The following is a 19,732-nucleotide window of genomic DNA, read 5'->3' as shown; positions in this document are numbered from 1 at the left end:
TAACGTTCCTCCCGCTCACTTAAAAAATCTCTTGGAATTTATTTCCCATTCTTCTTTAAAATAACCAAACAAGTACAGATCTTCTGCGTAAATATCTCTCAATACTTGCTCTTTTTTTATCCCTTCGCTAGTAAAACCCCATTTTTCGTGAAAATATAGACTTTTAACATTTGTGCCCAAGACTTCCGCTGATAACTTCCGGATATTCATTTCTTCGAAAATATAATTTAGCCCCTTATAACCTAAATACTTGCCTAAACCTTTTCGATGGTGTTCTGGACTCAAATAAAATCCCCAATCACATGTGTTACTTTTCTTATCATAATCATTTATATTTAAGATTCCCACAGGAAGTTCATCTAGTACAAATAATTTAGTTATGGCAGTGGGATTGTTTTTTATTTTATTAAACCAATTATAATGCTCTTGCAAAGAAATAATTTCATTATTTATCATAGATTCTCTTATAATCTTTGAATTCCGCCATGATAAAATCATCTTTAAATCTTCTTCTTTAATATCTCGAAGTGTCATATGATTAATTTGCATATAAAAGCTCCTCTATGGCTAAGACCACTTTGCGATTTACATAATCATCCACTAAACATCTACTATTAATGCTTAGCTTTTTAACATACTCTGGATTTTCAAGGACATTCTTTATTGTCCTTCGTATAGAGTCAATATTTGTATACTTGCTTTTTCCTAGAAACTTAATAGCACCCAGTTTACTTAAATCTCTCGATACATTATATTGATTTTCTGCTACAGCAATAACAATGGAAGGCAATCCCAGATATGCTCTTTCCCATAATGTCGTTCCGCCTGCTCCAATTGACAAGTCGGCATTATTCATCAATTCTGCGATACTATTAATTTGACAGTAATAAGTTGCCTTAGGTATTTGATTGCATAAATTCTCTATAATTTTCTTAAAGGGATTAGAAGCTCCGACAACTACATCAATCTCTAAATTTTTATCATTGAATTCTTGAATAGCTAAAAGTGTTTTAATAGTTTCCCTAGTTGGATCAGAACCTCCAAAAAAAACCAAAATTCTATTTACTTTTCCTGAGCGAACTTTCGCACTCTTTGCTGCCTCAATAAATTCATCTCGCAATAATGCATAATTTGGACCCAACAATGTTATTGCCTGATCTGGAATTAAGTTTTTATAGCGTTTTTCCTTATTTATGTAATAATTTTGATCTAGCAATAAGTCGCAATCATGCGACCGATCTGCAAGGTCATCAATTACCATTATTTTCTTTGAAATATCTCTAGTTTTCTCTTCCCATTTCTTATCAAATGCGTAATGATCTACTATTAAAAGGTCAATTGGCTTACCTTTTAGGGCCTCTCGAGTTTGCTTAGCATCAACTTCCCAGTTATTTATCATCCAACTATAATTATCATTTTTTTTAGATACATTAGGAAGTGAAACTACTTTAATAGTTTCCTTTTTTAAAAAGTCAATCATATTACCTTCTAATTCACGGCAAATAAACGTCACTTCGGTCCCGTGACGTTTAAGTTGCTTGGCAAGTGTAAGACAACGCATGATATGCCCAGTTCCTATCTCGATAGATGCATCAGCTCTTATCACAATATTCATCGTTGAATCACATCCTATAATTCCTTTTGTTCAATGTAGGAATTTATATCAAACCAATCTTCGTGTTTTTTGAATAACTCCAATATGTCTCTTAAACAAAAATATTCCTTGTAAGTTTTTATCTCTTCTAAAATAAGTTGAATGAGATTAAAATCTTCAATAGTGTCCACAGTTAATCGATATTTTGAATAATCCTCAGTAGATTCGATTCCCGCTAATCTAAATTTATCAGGGTGACTATATAAATACGAAGAGACATGCTCCCTATCTCTAGTTAAAATTGCTTTTTCATTCGCAGTTTTTAGCGCTTTAAATGTAAAGACTTCTGTATCCATACCTCTAGGAAATGTTCTTTTCAGAGTATTAGAAATATAATCAACTTTACCTTTTACTCTGACATACTCACTTATTACTTGATCTATAATTTCCGGATCGATTAACGGGCAATCTGAAGTTAAACGGACAACAATATCTGCTTTATAACGCTCTGCTGCTTCAAAATACCTGGCAAGCACATCGTCTTCTGAACCTCTGTAAGTAGGAATATTAAGTTTGTTACATTGCTCCACTATTATATCGTCAATACTATTTCTAGTGGTAGCAACAACAATTTGATCAATAAACCGACTCTGCGATACCTGTTCAAGTTGATATTCCAATAAAGGTTTACCCATTACCGCTCTCATTACTTTTCCAGGAAGTCTAGTTGAAGTCATCCTCGCCTGAATAATAGCCACAATATTCAATTGGTCCACCTTCTCAAAGTACATTTGCTAATTTCTCTAGTTCCTCAACTGTTAACCATTCGGTATTCATATCACTCGTATATTTGAAGCCATCGGCTAATGGTTTACCCTTATGTTTTACATCTGTCCACCAAGGAAACTCCGGTTGGATCACATAATAAGAATCAAACTCGACTGTATGCCTTGCATCATCTTCCATAATCATTGCCTCATGCAATTTTTCGCCAGGTCGTATACCAATAATTTCGATATCACAATTTGGAGCAATCGCTTTTGCAAGATCAGTTACTTTCATACTCGGTATTTTAGGCACAAAAATTTCTCCGCCTTGCATTCTTTGTAGATTATCTAATACAAACTGAACACCTTGATCAAGCGTAATCCAAAAACGTGTCATACGCGGATCGGTAATAGGAACTTTTCCAGTTCCCTTGATTTTTTGAAAGAAAGGCACCACGCTTCCTCGGCTTCCCACCACGTTACCATAGCGAACTACTGAGAATTTTGTATGCTTTGTTCCCACATATGCATTAGCTGCAACAAAAAGTTTGTCGGAAGCCAGTTTTGTTGCACCATATAGATTAACTGGACTGGCAGCCTTATCGGTGCTGAGAGCAATCACTTTTTCTACATCTTTGTCAATAGCCGCCTCTATAACATTCTGTGCCCCGTGGATATTCGTTTTTACAGCTTCAAACGGATTATATTCACATGCGTCTACATGTTTCATTGCGGCTGCATGGATGACAATGTCTACTCCATCGAAGGCACGATATAAACGCTCCTTGTCACGCACATCACCAATAAAAAATCGAACTCTGCTGTCACTAAACTCTTGTTTCATTTCATATTGTTTCAATTCGTCTCGGCTAAAGACGATAACTTTCTTAACGCCTTCCTCTAAAACTTTTTTGATAAACTTTTTGCCGAAGGAACCTGTCCCTCCTGTTACAAGTACTGTTTTTCCGCTAAACATATAACCACTTCTTTCACTCTAAAGATAGAATCAGTTCATTTCCCACTTCATTAAATAAATCTTTTACTTCATAATAGTTTTGAATTGCACTTTCTAGAAAATTACCGAATTCATTTATAATACACTCGGCTTTTTTCATTGTATTAGTCTCGTATTTCAATCCTTTAATATTTTGTGAAAGTAATTCTTGTTGAACTCTAATCATTGGTTCTAAAAGTCTCTGATAAAATGAGTTCTTTTTCATATTTCCAATTTTATCGTCTAAAGTGTTGTAATGTTTTTCTAAATTTTTTATGCGATTTGCATTAACAGCTTTTTGTATAGCTTCTATTGTATCCAGTGCCTTCTTCAGCACTACTTCAAGTATAATAGATTCGCTTTTCAACTGCTCAAGTTGCAATTTAAGATGGACATGATTATAGCCACTTTGCCCTTTTGTCCATCCTTCTTTTACAACTTTCTTTGTCAGTTGCTCAGCGATTATCTTGGTGAGCATTTTAAATTCCGCTCCATCAATAGCTGCTCCGCCCTTAGTGGTATTCCATACTTTTAGTTGCGGATTCGTTGCAATATACATTTCTAGCTGCTGTCTCATCAAATTAAATCCTTCAGTGGTTCTTACGACATTTCCGTATACATCTTTTACACATATAGACGATAACAATTGAGTGTCGCTAATGGTTTGACTACCTGTGCCATAATCAATTCCGTTTGCATAGTGTTTATTCTTAATATAAGCCAAGTTTTGTCCGACAAGTATAATATCGCTCACTTTTAATTTTACGAGCAACTGAAATGTGACTATGGCAATTGATGGTGCATCATTGATTACACAAAGTGAAGATTGATCAGTGTTCGTTAGTAAAAAAGGAGAAACGGTGTCCTGGCTGATGATCATATGTAACAAATCACCGGGATACCCTTCTACTGTTTCAAAACCGACACTACTTCCAAATATTAATGGGATGTCTGTAATGTTATCATCTTTAATTCGTTGAATAACACGATAATTATGTTCCTGTGGATCATATGTGCAAGCTGCATCTGGATAGATTCCGTGTTCTATCAAAGCATTGATTGCCGAACCTACAGTGAAGATATAAGCAAGACCATGCTCCTTAATATACCGTAAATTCTCAAATTCCTCATTCAATGACGGACCGGCTGAGACGATAATAACCGGTTTCCCTTTAAATGCACTTCTATCAATATTATGTAGAATGTTCGGAGTCTTTAGCATTACAGGTAAATTTCTAACAGAGTTAATCGTCCACCGTTTCTGGAAAGCTACATTAGCAACAAGGTTAATATGTTTTTCTTCAATTACGCCAAGTGCCTTTTCCAAAATTCCCTTTATCTGTTCCCCATAAATCTTTTCATATATCGGCAAGAAAATAACTTCCAGACTATTGTGTGTTGCATCTAATAATGATTGGACTTCAAACTCTATTACATCAGGATTGATCCCTGTAAAAAGCCTTTGCAAATTTTTCAATGGCAAGTCTTCAAGCCTAAATGTTGATAAATAAGCATGTAGGATTTCTTCACTAGGTTCATAGATTGAGTATTTTGCTTCCGGATGTTTCTCTAAAAAACTTTTTAAATAATATCCCATTCCCATACCAACAAACAGAACATGTTTTATGTCTTTCTGGGTATACTTTGCGGCCAAACGTTCTGCTTCTCTCACCGGATCATACTTACTTACTAAATATTGTTGTTTGCCTTCTATATTTACTTTTATAGTTGGTACTCCCGTTTTAGCTGTCTCAATCTCTACTGAATTTTTTTGCAGATGGTCCCACTTTGAAAGTTGTTCTAGCAATTCTCTATATTTTATACGTAAAGCTTTACGATTATCAACTAAGATCATGACGTCTTCCCTCATTATCCATCGTATGTTTAATTTCTTTATCCAACTGTTCAAAGACTGGAAACAACTCATAGAGGATAATGTCACCAACTAACACATGGTCTTCATTCTCCATAGATACTGCTAAATTTTCTATTTCTAAATCTATTTTTTTAGAAACGGATAAATATCCAGTCCAATTACATGGTAGCTCTCCAGAGGTTCCAATTGACATTAGCATTTCATTAATCCACTGAATACCTGCGAGTAATTGGTCCAATTTAGACCAAGCTTCCGAAGTAGGATTATCATAAAAGGCTTCTGATAAGGGTGTTAATTCAGGCATGGCACGCTCTAAATATTCCTCAGCAGCGAGCAAAATATCATTAACAAATTCTTTGACAGTCTTCGCAATGATGACTAATTGTTTTATTTCGTTGATATGATTGTCTAAATACTCTTCATGTTTTTCATAAATCTCAATACCATTCGCAATGAAATGACTAAAAAAGTAATCCTTTTTAAGGATATTATTAATTTGCTTGATCACTTCATCAGAAGTTGGGGTATTAAGTGTAGTAGTTTGTTGTTGAAAGATTAAATCCATGGAGCGCACCCCCGTAAATTCTTTGTAGATTATAACATAGATATATTAATTATATCGGCTAGAATTATACGAAGTTAAGTGGGATTACATTTAACAATATTGTATAATTACTAAAGGAAGGAAAGGATGAAGGGAGTCACAAACTGGTGAAAATCTCTATAGTAAATACTAAAACAGTACCAACCGTACAGGTCAGCAAAAATGGAAAGTTAATCACATTTCACAGTAAATATGATCCATTGAATGAGGCAGATTCTTGGGTTAAAAGTTTGAATCGAGTATTAAAGAAAGAACAACCTATTTTAGTAATCGGAATAGGAGCCGGTTATCATATTCAAAAACTAGCAGAATCTTATCCAAATCAGAAGATTATTGCAATCGAATTTAACGATAGTTATTATATCTGGTTCAAAAATAGTAATCTTAATCTAGCAAGTCTTAAGAATATTGAAATTGAATCTTTTGGTAGACTATCAAAAGAGAAGCAAAAAGATTTATTTACGGCGATTAGCTCTACCAATATAGGGATTCATAAAAGCGGATTAGATATCTTCCCGCCAGAATACTCTTCGTTACTTCAATTAATAAAAGACCTTCAATTTCATCAGCGCACAGTTCTTCATCAACTAGACTTATTAGAGGATAATTTTGCAAAGAACTTAGCCTTGAAAGATCCAAATTTACAGGAATTACGTAACGTATACAATGGAAAAGCAATGATTATGGTAGCAGCTGGTCCCTCATTAAATAAACAATTACCATTACTTCATTCTATTCGTTTTAAAAATAAGTTCATTATCGGCGCTGTCGGTACAGCTGTTAAACCTTTATTAGCAGCTGGCATCACACCTGACTTTTTTATGGTTACTGATCCAAAAGAGGCAACTCTCACACAATTATCCGATGTATCAATACCTGAAGCAAAGTTTCTTTACTTGAGCACAGCATGCCATAAAACAATTCAATTACACAATGGAGAAAGATACATTGTGTATCAGGAAGGATATCCTGAAGCTGAAGCAGTCGCAAAGAAAATAAACTCACCATTAATTCAAACAGGGGGATCAGTAGCCACAGCTTTACTCGATACGATGAATTGGATGGGAGCAAAAGCGGTTGCTGTTATAGGCCAAGACTTGGCATATACAAACGGTATGAGCCACGCGGAAAACTCACATTTAAAGACGACAGTTAAGATGACTCCTAATCAATTGCAAGTTGAAAATTATTATAAAGATGGTATGGTTTATACTTCTGAAAATCTTTCCATTTATCGAAAGTGGTTTGAAAAGTATGTAATGGATAATACAAATTTATCGATGTATAACTGTACTGAAGGAGGGGCTAATATAAAGGGTTGGAGCAATATACCGTTAGATGAATATATCAAGATGAATAATAACTAAAAAACACGATCCTAAAGTCGGGATCGTGTTTTTTAAAATGATTAACGCAATAATTGAAGAACGCCTTGTGGTTGTTGGTTAGCTTGTGCCAACATTGCTTGTGCAGCTTGAGTTAAGATGTTGTTCTTCGTGAACTCCATCATTTCCTTTGCCATATCGACATCTCTAATACGGGATTCAGCTGCAGTCAAGTTCTCAGAAGAAGTTCCAAGGTTGTTAATTGTATGTTCCAAACGATTTTGCATTGCACCTAGTTTTGAACGTTCAGCAGAAACTGTATCAATAGCTGTTTGAATTGTAGTAATTGCTGCGTCAGCACTTGCTTGTCCACTAATAGAAATACCACTTACTTTTAATCCACTAGTAGTCATTCTTGAAATATTCAATTCGACTTTTTGTCCTGCATTCGCACCAACATGGAAAGTAAGTTTAGTCGCTCCAGAGAATGCGCCACTCATTAGAGTTTTTGTATTAAATTGAGTAGTTTTTGCAATACGATCAATTTCTTCAGTAAGCTGCTTAACTTCTTTTTGAAGCTCTTTACGGTCACTAGTTGTGTTTGTATCGTTCGCAGACTGAACCGCTAATTCACGCATACGTTGAAGGATGGAGTGTGTTTCGTTCAAAGCACCCTCAGCAGTTTGGATCAAAGAGATACCATCTTGAGCGTTCTTGGAAGCCATATCCAAGCCACGAATTTGTCCACGCATTTTTTCAGAAATTGCTAGACCAGCAGCGTCGTCTCCTGCACGGTTGATTTTAAGACCAGAAGATAGTTTTTCTAGGTTTTTAGATGCTTGTGTGTTGTTAGCACCTAGTTGGCGGTGTGTGTTAAGAGCCGCGATGTTGTGATTGATTCTCATTGTAAATTCCTCCTTGAGTGTATGTGGGTTCACGTCCTTGTGACCCCAATATTCAGCGTTCGATCGAGCCGGCCGGCCTCTCTCTCCCGCTTACATTTCTTATATCGGATGTCGGTTGAAAGTGTTTAGTGTTTTACTTAAACATTTTTCAAGTCTTATAGCACAAAATGCAAGACTGAAATATTAACAGATTAAGAACTTCTTAGTATAAGTTCATTTCTTCTGAAAGCAACCTTTAATGTTTAATCTTTCTTCACTAACTGCGAAAACAAATCTGTATCAATAATGATCGATTCTGTGTTCGTTTCTGAAACGTTATTGACAAGTTCGCCTCGTAAAATGTCAATATCCTTTGGAGCTTCAATGCCAATGCGAACAGTATCACCTTTAACTTCTATAATTTTGAGTTCGATTGTGTCTCCAATAATAATGGTGTCATTTACCTTGCGGGAGAGGACGAGCATGTCAGTTGCCTCCTTTGCCGATAACGTGACGTATGTCGAAGCGATTATCGTTCAGGATCATTTGCTTCGCTTTACGGCTCTTCGCTTGGAAAATGAGAGGTGCTTGCAAGTTGATCGTTGAATTTTCAAAAGGTTGTTTTAAAGAAAGAATGCCAAGAACAAAGATATCTTCTTCCGATTTTATTTTAAGCAGTTCGACAGTCGGATCGTCAATATCGAATGTATATTCGTCAGCCCATGTATATGGATTTGCAACGATGAAGGCGGTAGTTGGTGTTTCGGTCGATTGTAATACTTGAAAGACTTCGTTCCCCTCAATTGGCAGAAGGACGAATTGCTTTTCATCTTCAAACCCTGGAATACCCTTAGGAAACGCCCAGAGTTGGTCAGTTTGAATTTCGATAGATCCGTGAAATTTCGTTTGGATTTGCATGGAATCGCTCCTTTTACAAAGACTAGTTTTCTACTGCTAGCATAGCATCTAAGACAAGCAATGCATAAAAAAAGAACGCATAATACGTTCATTTTTTTCAGGTTCAGCAAGTTGTCGTTTTGTATTCTTACACTTTCCAATCAATTTCAATTGATGGGTATTGTTCCATAACACCTGTCACTTTGCCTTGCGTATAATTGTGAATCGGTTTATTTATTTGCACATCGATGATTGGTTTCTGCGTTGATGCATTGATATTTAATGTCCCCTGTGTAAAGGAGGTATGAACTTTCAGTCGGTCGCCTACAAAGCGTATGCCGAGCGGCGCAAGCGGGCGGTTGGTGTCCTGTTTGATCAAGTTGACCAGTGCATTGCCGCCATCTTCAATCCGCATCAGTTGCTGACCTTCCTGCGCACGTCGGGCGATCCCTTCCATTAGCTGCTGCATGCCATACTGGGCATTTTCATCACCACGCCGCAAAGGGCTTTTCAGGTCAATATCCGCACGGTTCTCGGTTGTGTCGACAGATAATTGCGGTCGGGTTGTTGACATTTCTAGAATGGCGGCAGGCTGCTCAATTTGTTGCGTTGCTTTCGGCTGTTCAATTTCCTGGATAGGTTTATCGATTTGAAGACCAAGGATGCCACGTGTTGTTTGGATTTGGAGCTGCGGAAATTCCATAGAACTCTTCTCCTTATAAACATGCCAGGTGCAAGCATAGATTACTGCTAACACCTGGCATTATTGAACTAACGATTTATCTTAGAAAATCTACTAATGACGGCTGGATAATCCGGGCTCCCACAGAAAGTGCTGCACGATGAATCGATTCCTGTGTAATCATTTCCGTAATTACTTTTTCATAATCAATATCTTCGTTTTCAGAACGCTGTTTTTTAGCAGCGCCTTCTTGCATTTCGAGACGGTTGTGCATCAGTTCAGCACGGTTGGACCGAGCTCCGATATCGGCACGCTGTGTGAGGACGTCATTCATTAAGTTATCGATTTCTCCAATAGACGAGCTAAATCCTTCTCCGCCATCTGGTATGTTTTTTAGTCGTTCAAACATAGCATCAATGTCTTTAAATGTTTTGGCTGCCGTTGTATTAACCCGCAGATTTACTCCATCAAAGACCTCAATGTCGATATTTTTTTCATTAGCTGTTACAGCCCCAGCGGGGTTCGTGTCCGTACTCAGCGGCGGGTACGCGCCATTATATAAAGGTTGGTCTGTTAATGTTCCATTAAATATATACTTATCTCCAACTTTGGTGTTCGCTAAATCTTGGACTTGCTGCCTAAGCTGCTCTAACTCTATCTTGATCTTGTCTCTGTCTTCTGGAGTCATTGCACCCGTGTTGGAAGCATTCGTCACCAATTCTTTCGCCCGGTGGAGTGCAGAGCCAACTCCATCCAGCGCGTCATCCGAACTATCTAGCCAGTTGTTGACCTCGGTCAAGTTCTTTTGGAATTGAGCCACTTTGTCAACTTGCATTCCATAGCCCAGCCCTTTCATAACGACAACTGGATCATCTGATGGGCGGCTCACTTTTTTACCTGTATTGATCTGCTCTTGCAATTTACCCATCTTGTTATAGCTTGTTGTTAAATTGCGAAGCATATTATTGGAGAGCATTGATTGTGTTACACGCATTTATCTCGTTCCCCTTTCTTACCTACCGACAACGCCCATGCCATTTATGATTTTATCAAGTGTTTCATCGATGACTGTAATCATTCGGGCAGAAGCATTATACGCTTGTTGGAATTGAATCATATTCGTCATTTCTTCATCAAGTGATACTGAACTAATGGAGTCTCGACGGTTAGCAACTGCTCCTAGAAGTGTAGTTGTATTAAATGCCATTTTGTTAGATTGCTGACCTTCCACTCCAAGTTCGCCAACTACTCCAGAATAGAAAGATTGAACTGTGGAATTACCTAGCCCAGCGAGTTTTTTAAACTGAACATCCGCAAGTGCCTTGGCATTCTTTCCGTTCCCTACTTCTGCTCCTGTATGAACTGTATCAGAAGCAGCTACTTTATTTGGATTATCCTGAATGGCTTGATTTACGGAGATATTAGCTGCACTAATTGGACTACCATCATCTGACACAAAAAAGCTATCCCCTGTATTGCCATCTAAGTCTTTTCCTGCTTTATGCTGTACATTAAATTCATTTGCAAATTCCTGTGCCATCTTATTTAATTTTGCAAGCATGTCAGGATATAATCCTTTGACAGTTGCACCGTTGTCAGTACTATATCCATATGAATCTACTAATGATTTCAACTTACCTGATTTTTGCATATCTACAACATCAAAGTTTCCACCTGTTGCATCTCCATTAGTAGTAAACATGAAACCAGTCATTTTCTCAGGACTTTGCGGATTACCAGCAACGGCATCGTTAATGCTCATTTCCGCATACTCTTTTCCCTTGATTACGGTGATTGGCGTTCCACTTGTCTTAATACTTACTGTTACAGTACCTTCCGCAATGGCCAACGCTCGGCCACCGGATTTCTCATAACTCACTTCAATCGGCACATATGTAGACAGTTCATCTAACAACATATCACGAGCATCATATAAATCATTCGGCATATAGCCATTCGGTTCGACATCTGAAATCTGACGATTTAAGTCGGCAATCTGTTGCATGATGGAGTTAATATCTTTTGTCGATACGCCAATTTCTTTACCTAAGTTGTCTTGGATTTCGGTCAGGGACTTATGCATATACTTAAACGAATCCGCAACAGCTACACCTCGTTCAACGGCAACAGCACGCGCTCCTCCGTTCTCCGGGCTCCCGGCAAGTGTCTGCAATGAAGCCCAAAATTCACTCAACGACTTCTGCAATCCATACTCAGACGGTTCGGCAAGCACGTCTTCCATCTGGCCAATCGCCTTCGAACGTGATTCCCAGTACCCCAGCTTATTCGATTCCTGGCGATATTGCTGATCCACAAACGAATCCCTGATCCGCTGTATTGAACCAGCTTCAACACCCGTTCCAAGGAATCCAGGCATCGTGCCTGCATTCAGTCCGACTCCCGGGAAGCCCGCAGTTGCCTGCATATTAACGCGCTGACGAGAGTAGCCAAGAGTGTTGGCGTTACTGATGTTGTGGCCGGTTGTATAGAGGGCGGACTGCTGGGTGTAGAGTCCGCGTTTGTTTGTTTCGAGTCCCATGAATGTGGAGCGCATGGTTGTGTGTCCTCCTTAGGCTTGGGAGTCGAAGGATGGAATATCCTTCATCTCTTTTTTGCCGTTGATTTCTGTTTTTGAGTAGGTGGCTGATTCGGGACGTGGGCGGACCATGTCCAGCGACAGATTCACGAATTGAAGAGATTGATAGGTGAGTTTCTGGTTTAAGTCGTTTTGCCATTTCAATTCATGAATCGCGTGCAGGAGACGGTCCTTCGCCTCCAATAGACGGGTTTGGTCTGGTTCCGGTGCCACTTCGATCAGCTCTGCGATGCTTGGGTTTTGTGGCACGGGACGTCCTTGTCCGGCCATGTAGGCAGCCACTGCTTTTTGCCGATCGCGGTCGACTTGGACGATGGCGGCGATGTGCGCCTGTTCGTCTTTCAGCAGCTGATCAATGCCCATGATGTCGCCGCTTTTGATGAGTGCGGTTTTGTCGTTCGCAATTCGGAGTAAGCTTTTATGAAGTTTTTCCAAGTTGTCTAGAATCGACAAGATCGTTTCGATGGACATGCTGCTTCACCGCTTTCGTTTACCTTATTTTTTGTAGTACTTGATCAGATCGGCAGCGAGCTTTTCTGGCTCCACTTTGTATTCCCCTGATTCAATCTGGGCTTTCAGCTGCTGAACGCGTTCATTGCGCTTCGCTTCAAAAGGCGTGATTTCAGATAGTTGCTTCGCCTTTGAAGAAATTTCAATTTTATCCATTTTCGCTGTCGCCTGCTCTTTTGCCTGGTCGGCTTTCACCTGATTTGCCCGGTACGGATTGACGGGCGGGATGTTGAATTTATTGATTTTCATGGACCTCGCTCCTTTCGATAGTTGTGTACCATTCGCCTATAGGTACCTCTATTTTGCTTCGAGATGGGTCGTACTATGTCTCTTGTACTTTATTTCGGTTGCAAATGGGAAACGTTTAGGGTCTTTGGTACGAAAAAGGAGAACAGTCCGGTAGTTATAGGAATTGCCCCCTTCAAATGCACTAATGGCTGGAAAAACCGGTTGTCCACATATAGACTACCGGTTTTTCCGTTTATCGGACAGATACGTTGCGCGGTCGGAGTTTTGTACTGCCTCTCTGAATTCTTGAGCTGCATCGAATGTCCGAAGTTCTTTTTTCAAATCAGCTGTGCAAGTATCGCAAAGCTTCCCTTTCGTCGTCAGTTTACCGCAATTGTCGCATGGATAGCCGAGGTTCGGGAAAAGTGCTGGCTGCAGCCGGCCTTTGCGAACCCATTTATGCAATAGCGATTCAGTGACTCCAGTCGCTTCTACAATTCGCTCAATTGTCGCCGCACGGTTCTCACGCTTCCGCAAAAAGCGGTATACTTCTTCGTACATTTTCTCTTCGTTCATCGCACATTTCGCACAGACGTCTCGGACGCCTGTATAGTTGAAAAATTCGCCGCATGCCGGACAGTTTCGTAATTCTGCCATGTCACTCACTCCAGTCGTCAAGCTCGTATTAATGTCACTGCATCTACTCGGGCAGCACCCGCCTCTTTCAAAACGGCCGCCGCCTGCTTCAGTGTCGTTCCAGTTGTGTAAATGTCATCGACGATTGTATAGGTGATCGGTTGGATGACTGCTTCTTCTTTTAGTTTGAATAAAGGATCAATCGCCAGGCGCTCTTCCCTTGTCTTCTCTCCCATTACATCCGTGCTTGTCTTGTCGAGCAACTGTCCAAATGGTATGGAAGCCCTTGTCAGCAGCTCATCCACATGCGCGAATGTCCGCTCCACTCTTTTTTCAGGATGCATTGGAATAGGCACAACTGCCTTCTTGCCTTTTAGAATGTCACGCAAGTCATCCCCGAACACATCCGCCAGCGCAACATCCTGTAAAAACTTGAATTGATGGAAGAACTCCCGCATGGCTTCGTTATATTCATAAAGCGAATGGACGCTGTCAAGGATTTCTCCCTCTTCTATTATGTCGGCACGTTGGAATGAATTTGAACATGCTTCACATAGATGTTGTATTTTCTCAACGCCGAGAAGCCCTTGCCAGGTAGGCCGCCTGTCGATTAGCTGTTCACAAAGAAGGCATCTGCTCATTTGCCCGTGCCTCCTTTATTCAACATGCCGATTTCCCGCTTTGCATCATCCATCGCATAGGTGATGCCATTATGGAACAGGACGAAATCACCTGACGGGAAGTTTACGGACCGGCCAACTCGTCCGCCAATTTGGATAAGGGCCCCTTTGTCAAAAATCTTCTGTTCCGCCCCAACGACCGCCACTTGAATATTCGGTATCGTAATTCCCCGTTCCAGGATGGTTGTCGTCAAAAGACCCGGCAGCTGTTCATTACGAAGCGCTTGAACGTGTTCCTTCCGATCGGGATGCGCTGCGTGAACAGAACGGATTCGGCTGTCTATCTTTTGAAATAAAGGTTTAGCTTGTTCCATCAAACCGATATGGTGGAAAAACACGAGGAATGGTTCCCGTTTCTTCAGCCTTGTCGTCACCCAATCGATTAGCTTTTGTGGGAGTTTTCCTTTCTTCATCTGTTTCTCATAATTCCATAGGGATTCATAGCGCGGGACGGGCAATGGATAGCCATGGTAGCGCCTGTTGATTGTAGAGATGGAGCCTGTCTTCTTCATGGTGGAAAGTAATTCGTCGGATGGGGTTGCGGTGACGTAGTGGACAGGTGCTTCTTGCTTGGACGCTTTTCGTACGGCCCCGCGCAATGTTTGATCTGCGGTGTAGGGGAATGCATCCGCCTCATCGACAAATACGGCATCGAACGCATGGCGGAAGCGGTAGAGCTGGTGCGTGGTCGCCAGTACGATCTGTGACGCTTCAGTCTTCTGCTCGGCGCCGCCATAAAGCGCTTCAATAGACGTATCCGGAAACGCGGCCTTTAGCCGTGGCTCCAATTCCAGAATGACGTCGACTCGGGGAGCTGCAAGACAAACCCGTTTCCCTGCGAGCAACAGTTGATGAATCGGTGGAAACAAAATTTCCGTTTTACCGGAGCCGCACACGGCATGGATGAGATGTGGCCTTCCTCTTTCCGTGCTGTCCGTCAATTCGTCGGCCGCCTTTTGTTGGTGCGGCGTCAACGTCCCTTGCCAGGCAAGCGTGTGATTTATCGGAAATAAAATCGGTTCGCCGCTCCATACGATAAGATCTGTGCAGGAAGAGACGCGGCCCATTTTAAGGCACTTTCGGCAATACGTGCACGGCCCTTCGCATTTTGCACAATGAAATGTCGTGAACCGGGTCTGATCATTGTTTTCACAACGATTGCAGACATGTCGTTTTTGATTGAATAAAGAATTGGTCGTTTGAATTCCAGGGATTGTTTGAATGAATCCCTCATTGATGTGGCGATCGATGATGTCTTGTTTAAATGGGGTATGCCTGCGTAACCAAATGCGGCCATCAAGGAAGTCCCTGACAGCCGCATGGAAAGGTTGACCCATGTACAGCTCACCTCTCTTGGATTATGATCTTCGTTTTACCCAGCCAAGCCCCATCGAACCTTCCCCTAAATGGGTGCCGATGACAGGACCAAAATGGCTGATGCTAAATTTCACATCAGGAAGCCGGTCCGCGAGTTCATTGCGCCAAGTCTCTGCTTCTTCTAGCTGATTCGCATGAATGATGACAGCTTCAAGCGGCATCTTCGCTGCCTCTTCCGCCAGCAAATCCGCAATTCGTTTCATCGCTTTTTTCCGCGTCCGGATCTTTTCGAATGGAACAATTACTTTATTATCAAAATGCAGTATCGGCTTTACTTGCAATAGCCCGCCGATCAACGCCTGAGCGCCGGACAACCTTCCCCCTCTTTGCAGATGGGCCAGGTCATCGACCATGAAGTACGCGCGGACGGTCTTTTTCATTTCTTCAAGCTCGTCCAGAATAGCCTTCGGATCCGCGCCTTCCTTAGCCATTTCAGCGGCTCTCCGTACATAGAACCCTTGCACATAACAAGAAATCTCTGAGTCAAATGCGTAAACTTTTATGTCTTTCACCATTTCACCCGCTTGGACGGCTCCCGCGTACGTACCACTGATACCGCTTGACAGGTGAATTGAAATGACAGCGTCGTACTCTTTGCTGAGCTGTTCAAACAGTTCCACAAACCGGCCGACCGGTGGCTGGGATGTTTTCGGAAGCGGTCCGTTCCCGCGGACTTTTTCATAGAAATCCCCGGCAGAAAGCTCGACTTCCTCGTCATACGCCTGCCCGTCAATTGTCACAGTGAGGGGGATGACATGGATATTGAATTCACTTATTTGATCATGCGGCAAATAGGCTGTACTATCAGTCACGATGGCTGTTTTCATTTTAATCAACTCCTGTCTCCCATTCTACCTAAACTGAGCGATAATAGGGAAGCAGAAACCGATTTCATTCAATCGAGCAGCTGTGCCCACAAATTCGCTTCTTGGGAAAATCCCCCTAACGTTTCGGGCGGGATACCCAAAATCTTCGCGTATAGCTCTATCCGGTCCCAGTCAAACCGTTCCACGGCAATCGCCAGTTCAAGAAACGGAGTCAATTCAGTCCATTCCCTGCGCAACGTCATCTCTGTTTTCTCTGACAGCGGCATTAATTGAATAATTTCATCCCAGGATTTATTCATAATGACATCAAGCAACGAGAACATCCCGACGAGGAAGCATTCGTCCGAGTTTGCCTGGCCTTTATAACCCGCAAGCAATTCACATAGTTTTGCACGAGTCAGCGAATAGGATATTAGCGCTTTAATATGTCCGCCCGACTGCTCGGCCATATCCACTAACGTAAGAATATGGAGCCATTTCCTCGTTTCTTTTAATCCAATGAGAACGATTGCCTGTTTGATGGAAACAATCCGCATGGGCACTTCAAACGCCATCGTATTTATGAAACGCAGAAGCTTAAACGATAAAGAGATATCACGTCTGATCAGGCTGGCGATGTCATTAATATTCACATTTTCCTCATTCATTTTTTCAAGAAGCTGGACTTGCAGCTCAAAATTGAATGGAATGTCGACTCCGCTGATAATTTCCGGCGCCGCAAAGAAATAGCCTTGGAATAAGTCATAGCCCCTTCCGAGTGCCTCATTGTATTCTTCCACAGTTTCAAGTTTTTCCGCGAGCTTCCAAATATGCGGGTATCGTTTCAGGAACAATTCGATCCGATTCCGTTCAGCTGCATCTGCTTTCATGAAATCGACCTTAACGAAATCAATCATTTCAAAGAGAGATTCATGGACGAGGTATTGCTCTTGGAGGACGAAATCGTCGAGTGCGAAGATGAATCCTTTTTGTTTCAGTTCCCGGATTCTTGTCAATAAAGCTGGGGTAATCTCTACATCTTCTAAAATTTCAACGACAATCCGATCGGGACGCAAGCTGGTGAAAATGTCTTTCGTCAGCAGTTCCCCGGTGAAGTTGATGAAGGATAGCGCATTGCCGGCGATTTTATCGACACCGATTGTCAAGAACGTGTTCACAAGCAACTGGACTGTTGCCTTCTCCGGATCAACTTGTGGAAACCGGTTCAACTCACTATTACGATATAACAGTTCGTAACCATAGATTCGTCCATGACGATCGAGAATCGGCTGTCTGCCAACAAAGATATTCTGGCTCAATTCCCTTCACCTCCCATTTTTAGTAGTATACCAAAATACGACTTTTTTCACCATATCTTTTCTACGAATCTCCTATTCAAATATTAGAAACGACCTGACTAAAGTGGTATGTTTATGAGTAAACCAAACGAAAGGGGAATGGTTGGATGAAAACAATTCTATATGTACAAGAGGGGCATCTCGCCTTCGTGGCGCTGAATCGCCCGGATGCAATGAACGCATTTAATTATGACATGCTCGTGGAACTTGGGGAGACAATTGAAATGATTCGGGTCAATCCCGAAATTCGAGTTGTCGTGTTTTCGGGGACAGGCGATCGTGCTTTCAGTGTAGGAGCTGATCTGAAAGAGCGAAAATTCTTGTCGGATGAGCAGGTAAAACGGAATTTATTCAAAATCGGTGAGGTATTCACCGCCATCGAAAACCTACCGCAGCCGACCATCGCCAAGCTGAAAGGATATGCATTCGGAGGAGGCATGGAACTCGCACTCGCATGCGACTTCCGGATAGCCGCTGATAACTCCGTCATGGGGTTGACGGAAACAGGACTAGCCATCATTCCAGGCGCCGGCGGAACGCAGCGGCTGCCGCGGTTGATTGGCGAAGCAAAAGCGCTGGAGCTGATTTTGACTGCCAAGCGAATGAAAGCGGACGAAGCATATGAGTATGGCGTCGTCACAAAAGTCGTCCCGGCAGAACGATTGAATGAAGAAACACGGGCATTCGCCAATGCTATGTTGGCAAACGGACCGATGGCCTTGCAGCAGGCGAAGTTCGCTATCAAGCATGGAATGAATGTTGATTTGCAGACCGGGCTCGCAATCGAACGGAAGGCTTATGAAATTACAATTCCGACGGAGGATCGGATTGAGGCGTTGAATGCGTTTGCCGAGAAGCGAAAACCGGAGTTTAAGGGTCGGTAGTTGTTGTTTTAGGGAGTAGTTCGCTTGATGATAGTGGAGCTGCTTTGAATTAATTGCGTTGTTGGCAATGGTAGCCGAGTGGATCAGACTAATAGGACCGGTTGACTGTGTGTTAATAGGACGGGCCCGACTTATTCGTGCGAACTTCAGGACAGTAGCAAAGTAGTCCAGACGTATACGAGCGGTTAGCAAAATATACGAGCGGTTCGTGCGATTAATCGAGTGGTTCGCTGGGATATACGAGCGGTCAGAAAAATAATCGAGCGGTTAGCTGAATATACGAGTGGTATGAACAAGTAATCGAGTGGTTGGCCGGGATATACGAGCGGTCAAAAAATTGATTAGTTGGTCCAAGGAATTGGCAGTTCACAAGTTATGTAGCAGTCAGGATATTGTTTTAAACGTTTGACATCAATTTCATCTTCAAACAAAGAGTCTTTTCAAGTATCCCTATCTATTGTAAAATTAATTGAGTCACTCTCCATTCCTCCAAATGTTTATCGTCGCTGAAAACATTTACAAGGATGGAAGTGGCTTTTATTTATTTTCATAAATTTAAGGACTTCCCCTATGCAGTTCAAACCATATCAGATGTAAAATTCCTCTTTCTTGTTCTCTGCTGGGCTTCTTCCCACGCTTGGATGAGCTGCTCGGCAAACACTTCCACTACGGTAAGCCGTTCGGTTGATTTTTGAATTTGGACATCGACAAGTAATTGATTTAAATAAACATAAAACGTGAAAAGCCGCTCCCCTTCCTCGGTGTTTCGATCTGCGGATGCCATTAATTCAAAGAGAAGGTCCTGCGTATTGGAAAGGGTCGCTTGGATTTCATCCCATTCGTTTGATTGCTGGCAAAAGCGAATGTTTTTAATCGTTCCTTTCAATAATAAAAGAATGTATTCCATCGTCGGAATGGTGGAGGCGTGCGTCTCCCTGTAGATTTTCATGGCGCGATTGAGGTTCACCTGTTTCCCTCCAAGTCCCTTTTTCTTTTGTATCGGCTAAAATAGATTCATTTCAAAGGAAAGTTGC

The 19,732-nt window shown here is 41.4% G+C and carries 22 protein-coding genes; 2 read left to right on the top strand and 20 right to left on the bottom strand.

Going from position 1 to position 19,732, the window contains the following annotated elements; translation table 11 throughout:
• Positions 1–15 precede the first annotated feature (15 nt).
• Genes pseH through L7D49_RS16910 form a run of 6 tightly spaced genes read right to left on the bottom strand, consistent with a single transcriptional unit; the run spans position 16 to position 5,796 of the window.
• Positions 16–549, bottom strand: coding sequence for a UDP-4-amino-4,6-dideoxy-N-acetyl-beta-L-altrosamine N-acetyltransferase (gene pseH, locus L7D49_RS16935; RefSeq protein ID WP_238083073.1), 534 nt, complete (start codon positions 547–549; stop codon positions 16–18).
• Complete coding sequence (pseG, locus tag L7D49_RS16930) at positions 539–1,615, bottom strand: UDP-2,4-diacetamido-2,4,6-trideoxy-beta-L-altropyranose hydrolase (RefSeq protein ID WP_238083071.1); 1,077 nt, start codon at positions 1,613–1,615, stop codon at positions 539–541. The genes pseH and pseG overlap by 11 nt, the downstream gene beginning before the upstream one ends.
• 14 nt (positions 1,616–1,629) lie before the next feature.
• The gene (locus tag L7D49_RS16925; protein ID WP_336246401.1) at positions 1,630–2,352 is read right to left on the bottom strand and encodes a glycosyltransferase family protein; all 723 of its coding nucleotides are present in this window, start codon (positions 2,350–2,352) and stop codon (positions 1,630–1,632) included.
• A gap of 22 nt (positions 2,353–2,374) precedes the next feature.
• The gene (gene pseB / locus L7D49_RS16920; protein ID WP_238083068.1) at positions 2,375–3,337 is read right to left on the bottom strand and encodes a UDP-N-acetylglucosamine 4,6-dehydratase (inverting); all 963 of its coding nucleotides are present in this window, start codon (positions 3,335–3,337) and stop codon (positions 2,375–2,377) included.
• A 13-nt stretch (positions 3,338–3,350) separates the two neighbouring features.
• A complete protein-coding gene (locus L7D49_RS16915) occupies positions 3,351–5,210 on the bottom strand; it encodes a motility associated factor glycosyltransferase family protein (RefSeq protein WP_238083066.1) in 1,860 nt (619 codons plus the stop codon).
• Positions 5,197–5,796 (bottom strand): DUF8042 domain-containing protein, encoded by a 600-nt coding sequence (locus L7D49_RS16910; protein ID WP_238083064.1) that lies wholly within the window; start codon positions 5,794–5,796, stop codon positions 5,197–5,199. The genes L7D49_RS16915 and L7D49_RS16910 overlap by 14 nt, the downstream gene beginning before the upstream one ends.
• A 146-nt stretch (positions 5,797–5,942) precedes the next feature.
• On the opposite strand from L7D49_RS16910, the gene L7D49_RS16905 reads away from it, so the two are divergent.
• Positions 5,943–7,202, top strand: a complete 1,260-nt coding sequence (locus tag L7D49_RS16905; RefSeq protein ID WP_238083062.1) for a motility associated factor glycosyltransferase family protein — start codon at positions 5,943–5,945, stop codon at positions 7,200–7,202.
• Positions 7,203–7,243: 41 nt separating this feature from the next.
• Here the strand turns inward: L7D49_RS16905 and L7D49_RS16900 are convergent, their stop codons facing one another.
• From L7D49_RS16900 to L7D49_RS16840, 13 genes are all read right to left on the bottom strand, one after another.
• Positions 7,244–8,065 carry a flagellin N-terminal helical domain-containing protein gene (locus L7D49_RS16900; RefSeq protein WP_238083059.1) on the bottom strand — a complete coding sequence of 274 codons (822 nt, stop codon included), beginning with the start codon at positions 8,063–8,065 and terminating at the stop codon, positions 7,244–7,246.
• Between the two features lie 242 nt (positions 8,066–8,307).
• Positions 8,308–8,529: a carbon storage regulator CsrA gene (gene csrA, locus L7D49_RS16895; RefSeq protein ID WP_238083057.1), complete on the bottom strand. Its 222-nt coding sequence runs from the start codon at positions 8,527–8,529 to the stop codon at positions 8,308–8,310.
• Between the two features lies 1 nt (position 8,530).
• Positions 8,531–8,962: a flagellar assembly protein FliW gene (fliW, locus tag L7D49_RS16890; RefSeq protein ID WP_238083056.1), complete on the bottom strand. Its 432-nt coding sequence runs from the start codon at positions 8,960–8,962 to the stop codon at positions 8,531–8,533.
• Between the two features lie 127 nt (positions 8,963–9,089).
• Positions 9,090–9,644, bottom strand: coding sequence for a DUF6470 family protein (locus tag L7D49_RS16885; RefSeq protein WP_238083054.1), 555 nt, complete (start codon positions 9,642–9,644; stop codon positions 9,090–9,092).
• 76 nt (positions 9,645–9,720) lie between these two features.
• Positions 9,721–10,617: a flagellar hook-associated protein FlgL gene (flgL, locus tag L7D49_RS16880; protein ID WP_238083051.1), complete on the bottom strand. Its 897-nt coding sequence runs from the start codon at positions 10,615–10,617 to the stop codon at positions 9,721–9,723.
• Between the two features lie 18 nt (positions 10,618–10,635).
• The gene (gene flgK, locus L7D49_RS16875; RefSeq protein ID WP_238083049.1) at positions 10,636–12,177 is read right to left on the bottom strand and encodes a flagellar hook-associated protein FlgK; all 1,542 of its coding nucleotides are present in this window, start codon (positions 12,175–12,177) and stop codon (positions 10,636–10,638) included.
• Positions 12,178–12,192: 15 nt separating this feature from the next.
• The gene (locus tag L7D49_RS16870) at positions 12,193–12,690 is read right to left on the bottom strand and encodes a flagellar protein FlgN (protein ID WP_238083047.1); all 498 of its coding nucleotides are present in this window, start codon (positions 12,688–12,690) and stop codon (positions 12,193–12,195) included.
• Between the two features lie 24 nt (positions 12,691–12,714).
• Positions 12,715–12,978: a flagellar biosynthesis anti-sigma factor FlgM gene (gene flgM, locus L7D49_RS16865; RefSeq protein WP_238083045.1), complete on the bottom strand. Its 264-nt coding sequence runs from the start codon at positions 12,976–12,978 to the stop codon at positions 12,715–12,717.
• A gap of 216 nt (positions 12,979–13,194) precedes the next feature.
• Positions 13,195–13,614: a TIGR03826 family flagellar region protein gene (locus tag L7D49_RS16860; protein ID WP_238083043.1), complete on the bottom strand. Its 420-nt coding sequence runs from the start codon at positions 13,612–13,614 to the stop codon at positions 13,195–13,197.
• A gap of 17 nt (positions 13,615–13,631) precedes the next feature.
• On the bottom strand, positions 13,632–14,234 hold the full coding sequence (locus L7D49_RS16855; protein WP_238083041.1) for a ComF family protein: 603 nt from the start codon (positions 14,232–14,234) through the stop codon (positions 13,632–13,634).
• Positions 14,231–15,610 (bottom strand): ATP-dependent helicase ComFA, encoded by a 1,380-nt coding sequence (locus L7D49_RS16850; RefSeq protein ID WP_238083039.1) that lies wholly within the window; start codon positions 15,608–15,610, stop codon positions 14,231–14,233. Before L7D49_RS16850 ends, L7D49_RS16855 begins: the two co-directional genes overlap by 4 nt.
• A 21-nt stretch (positions 15,611–15,631) precedes the next feature.
• Positions 15,632–16,477, bottom strand: coding sequence for a DegV family protein (locus L7D49_RS16845; protein ID WP_238083037.1), 846 nt, complete (start codon positions 16,475–16,477; stop codon positions 15,632–15,634).
• Between the two features lie 68 nt (positions 16,478–16,545).
• On the bottom strand, positions 16,546–17,775 hold the full coding sequence (locus tag L7D49_RS16840; protein ID WP_238083035.1) for an EAL and HDOD domain-containing protein: 1,230 nt from the start codon (positions 17,773–17,775) through the stop codon (positions 16,546–16,548).
• Between the two features lie 146 nt (positions 17,776–17,921).
• Here L7D49_RS16840 and L7D49_RS16835 point away from each other — a divergent pair, with 146 nt between their 5' ends.
• Positions 17,922–18,698: an enoyl-CoA hydratase-related protein gene (locus L7D49_RS16835; protein WP_238083033.1), complete on the top strand. Its 777-nt coding sequence runs from the start codon at positions 17,922–17,924 to the stop codon at positions 18,696–18,698.
• 577 nt (positions 18,699–19,275) lie between these two features.
• Here the strand turns inward: L7D49_RS16835 and L7D49_RS16830 are convergent.
• Positions 19,276–19,665 carry a flagellar protein FliS gene (locus tag L7D49_RS16830; protein ID WP_238083031.1) on the bottom strand — a complete coding sequence of 130 codons (390 nt, stop codon included), beginning with the start codon at positions 19,663–19,665 and terminating at the stop codon, positions 19,276–19,278.
• Positions 19,666–19,732 lie beyond the last annotated feature (67 nt).

Source organism: Sporosarcina cyprini (assembly GCF_022048975.1).
Classification (GTDB): Bacteria; Bacillota; Bacilli; order Bacillales_A; family Planococcaceae; genus Sporosarcina; species Sporosarcina cyprini.
The sequence above is the reverse complement of the archived record's forward strand: the minus strand, read 5'-3'. Positions and strand labels throughout refer to the sequence as shown.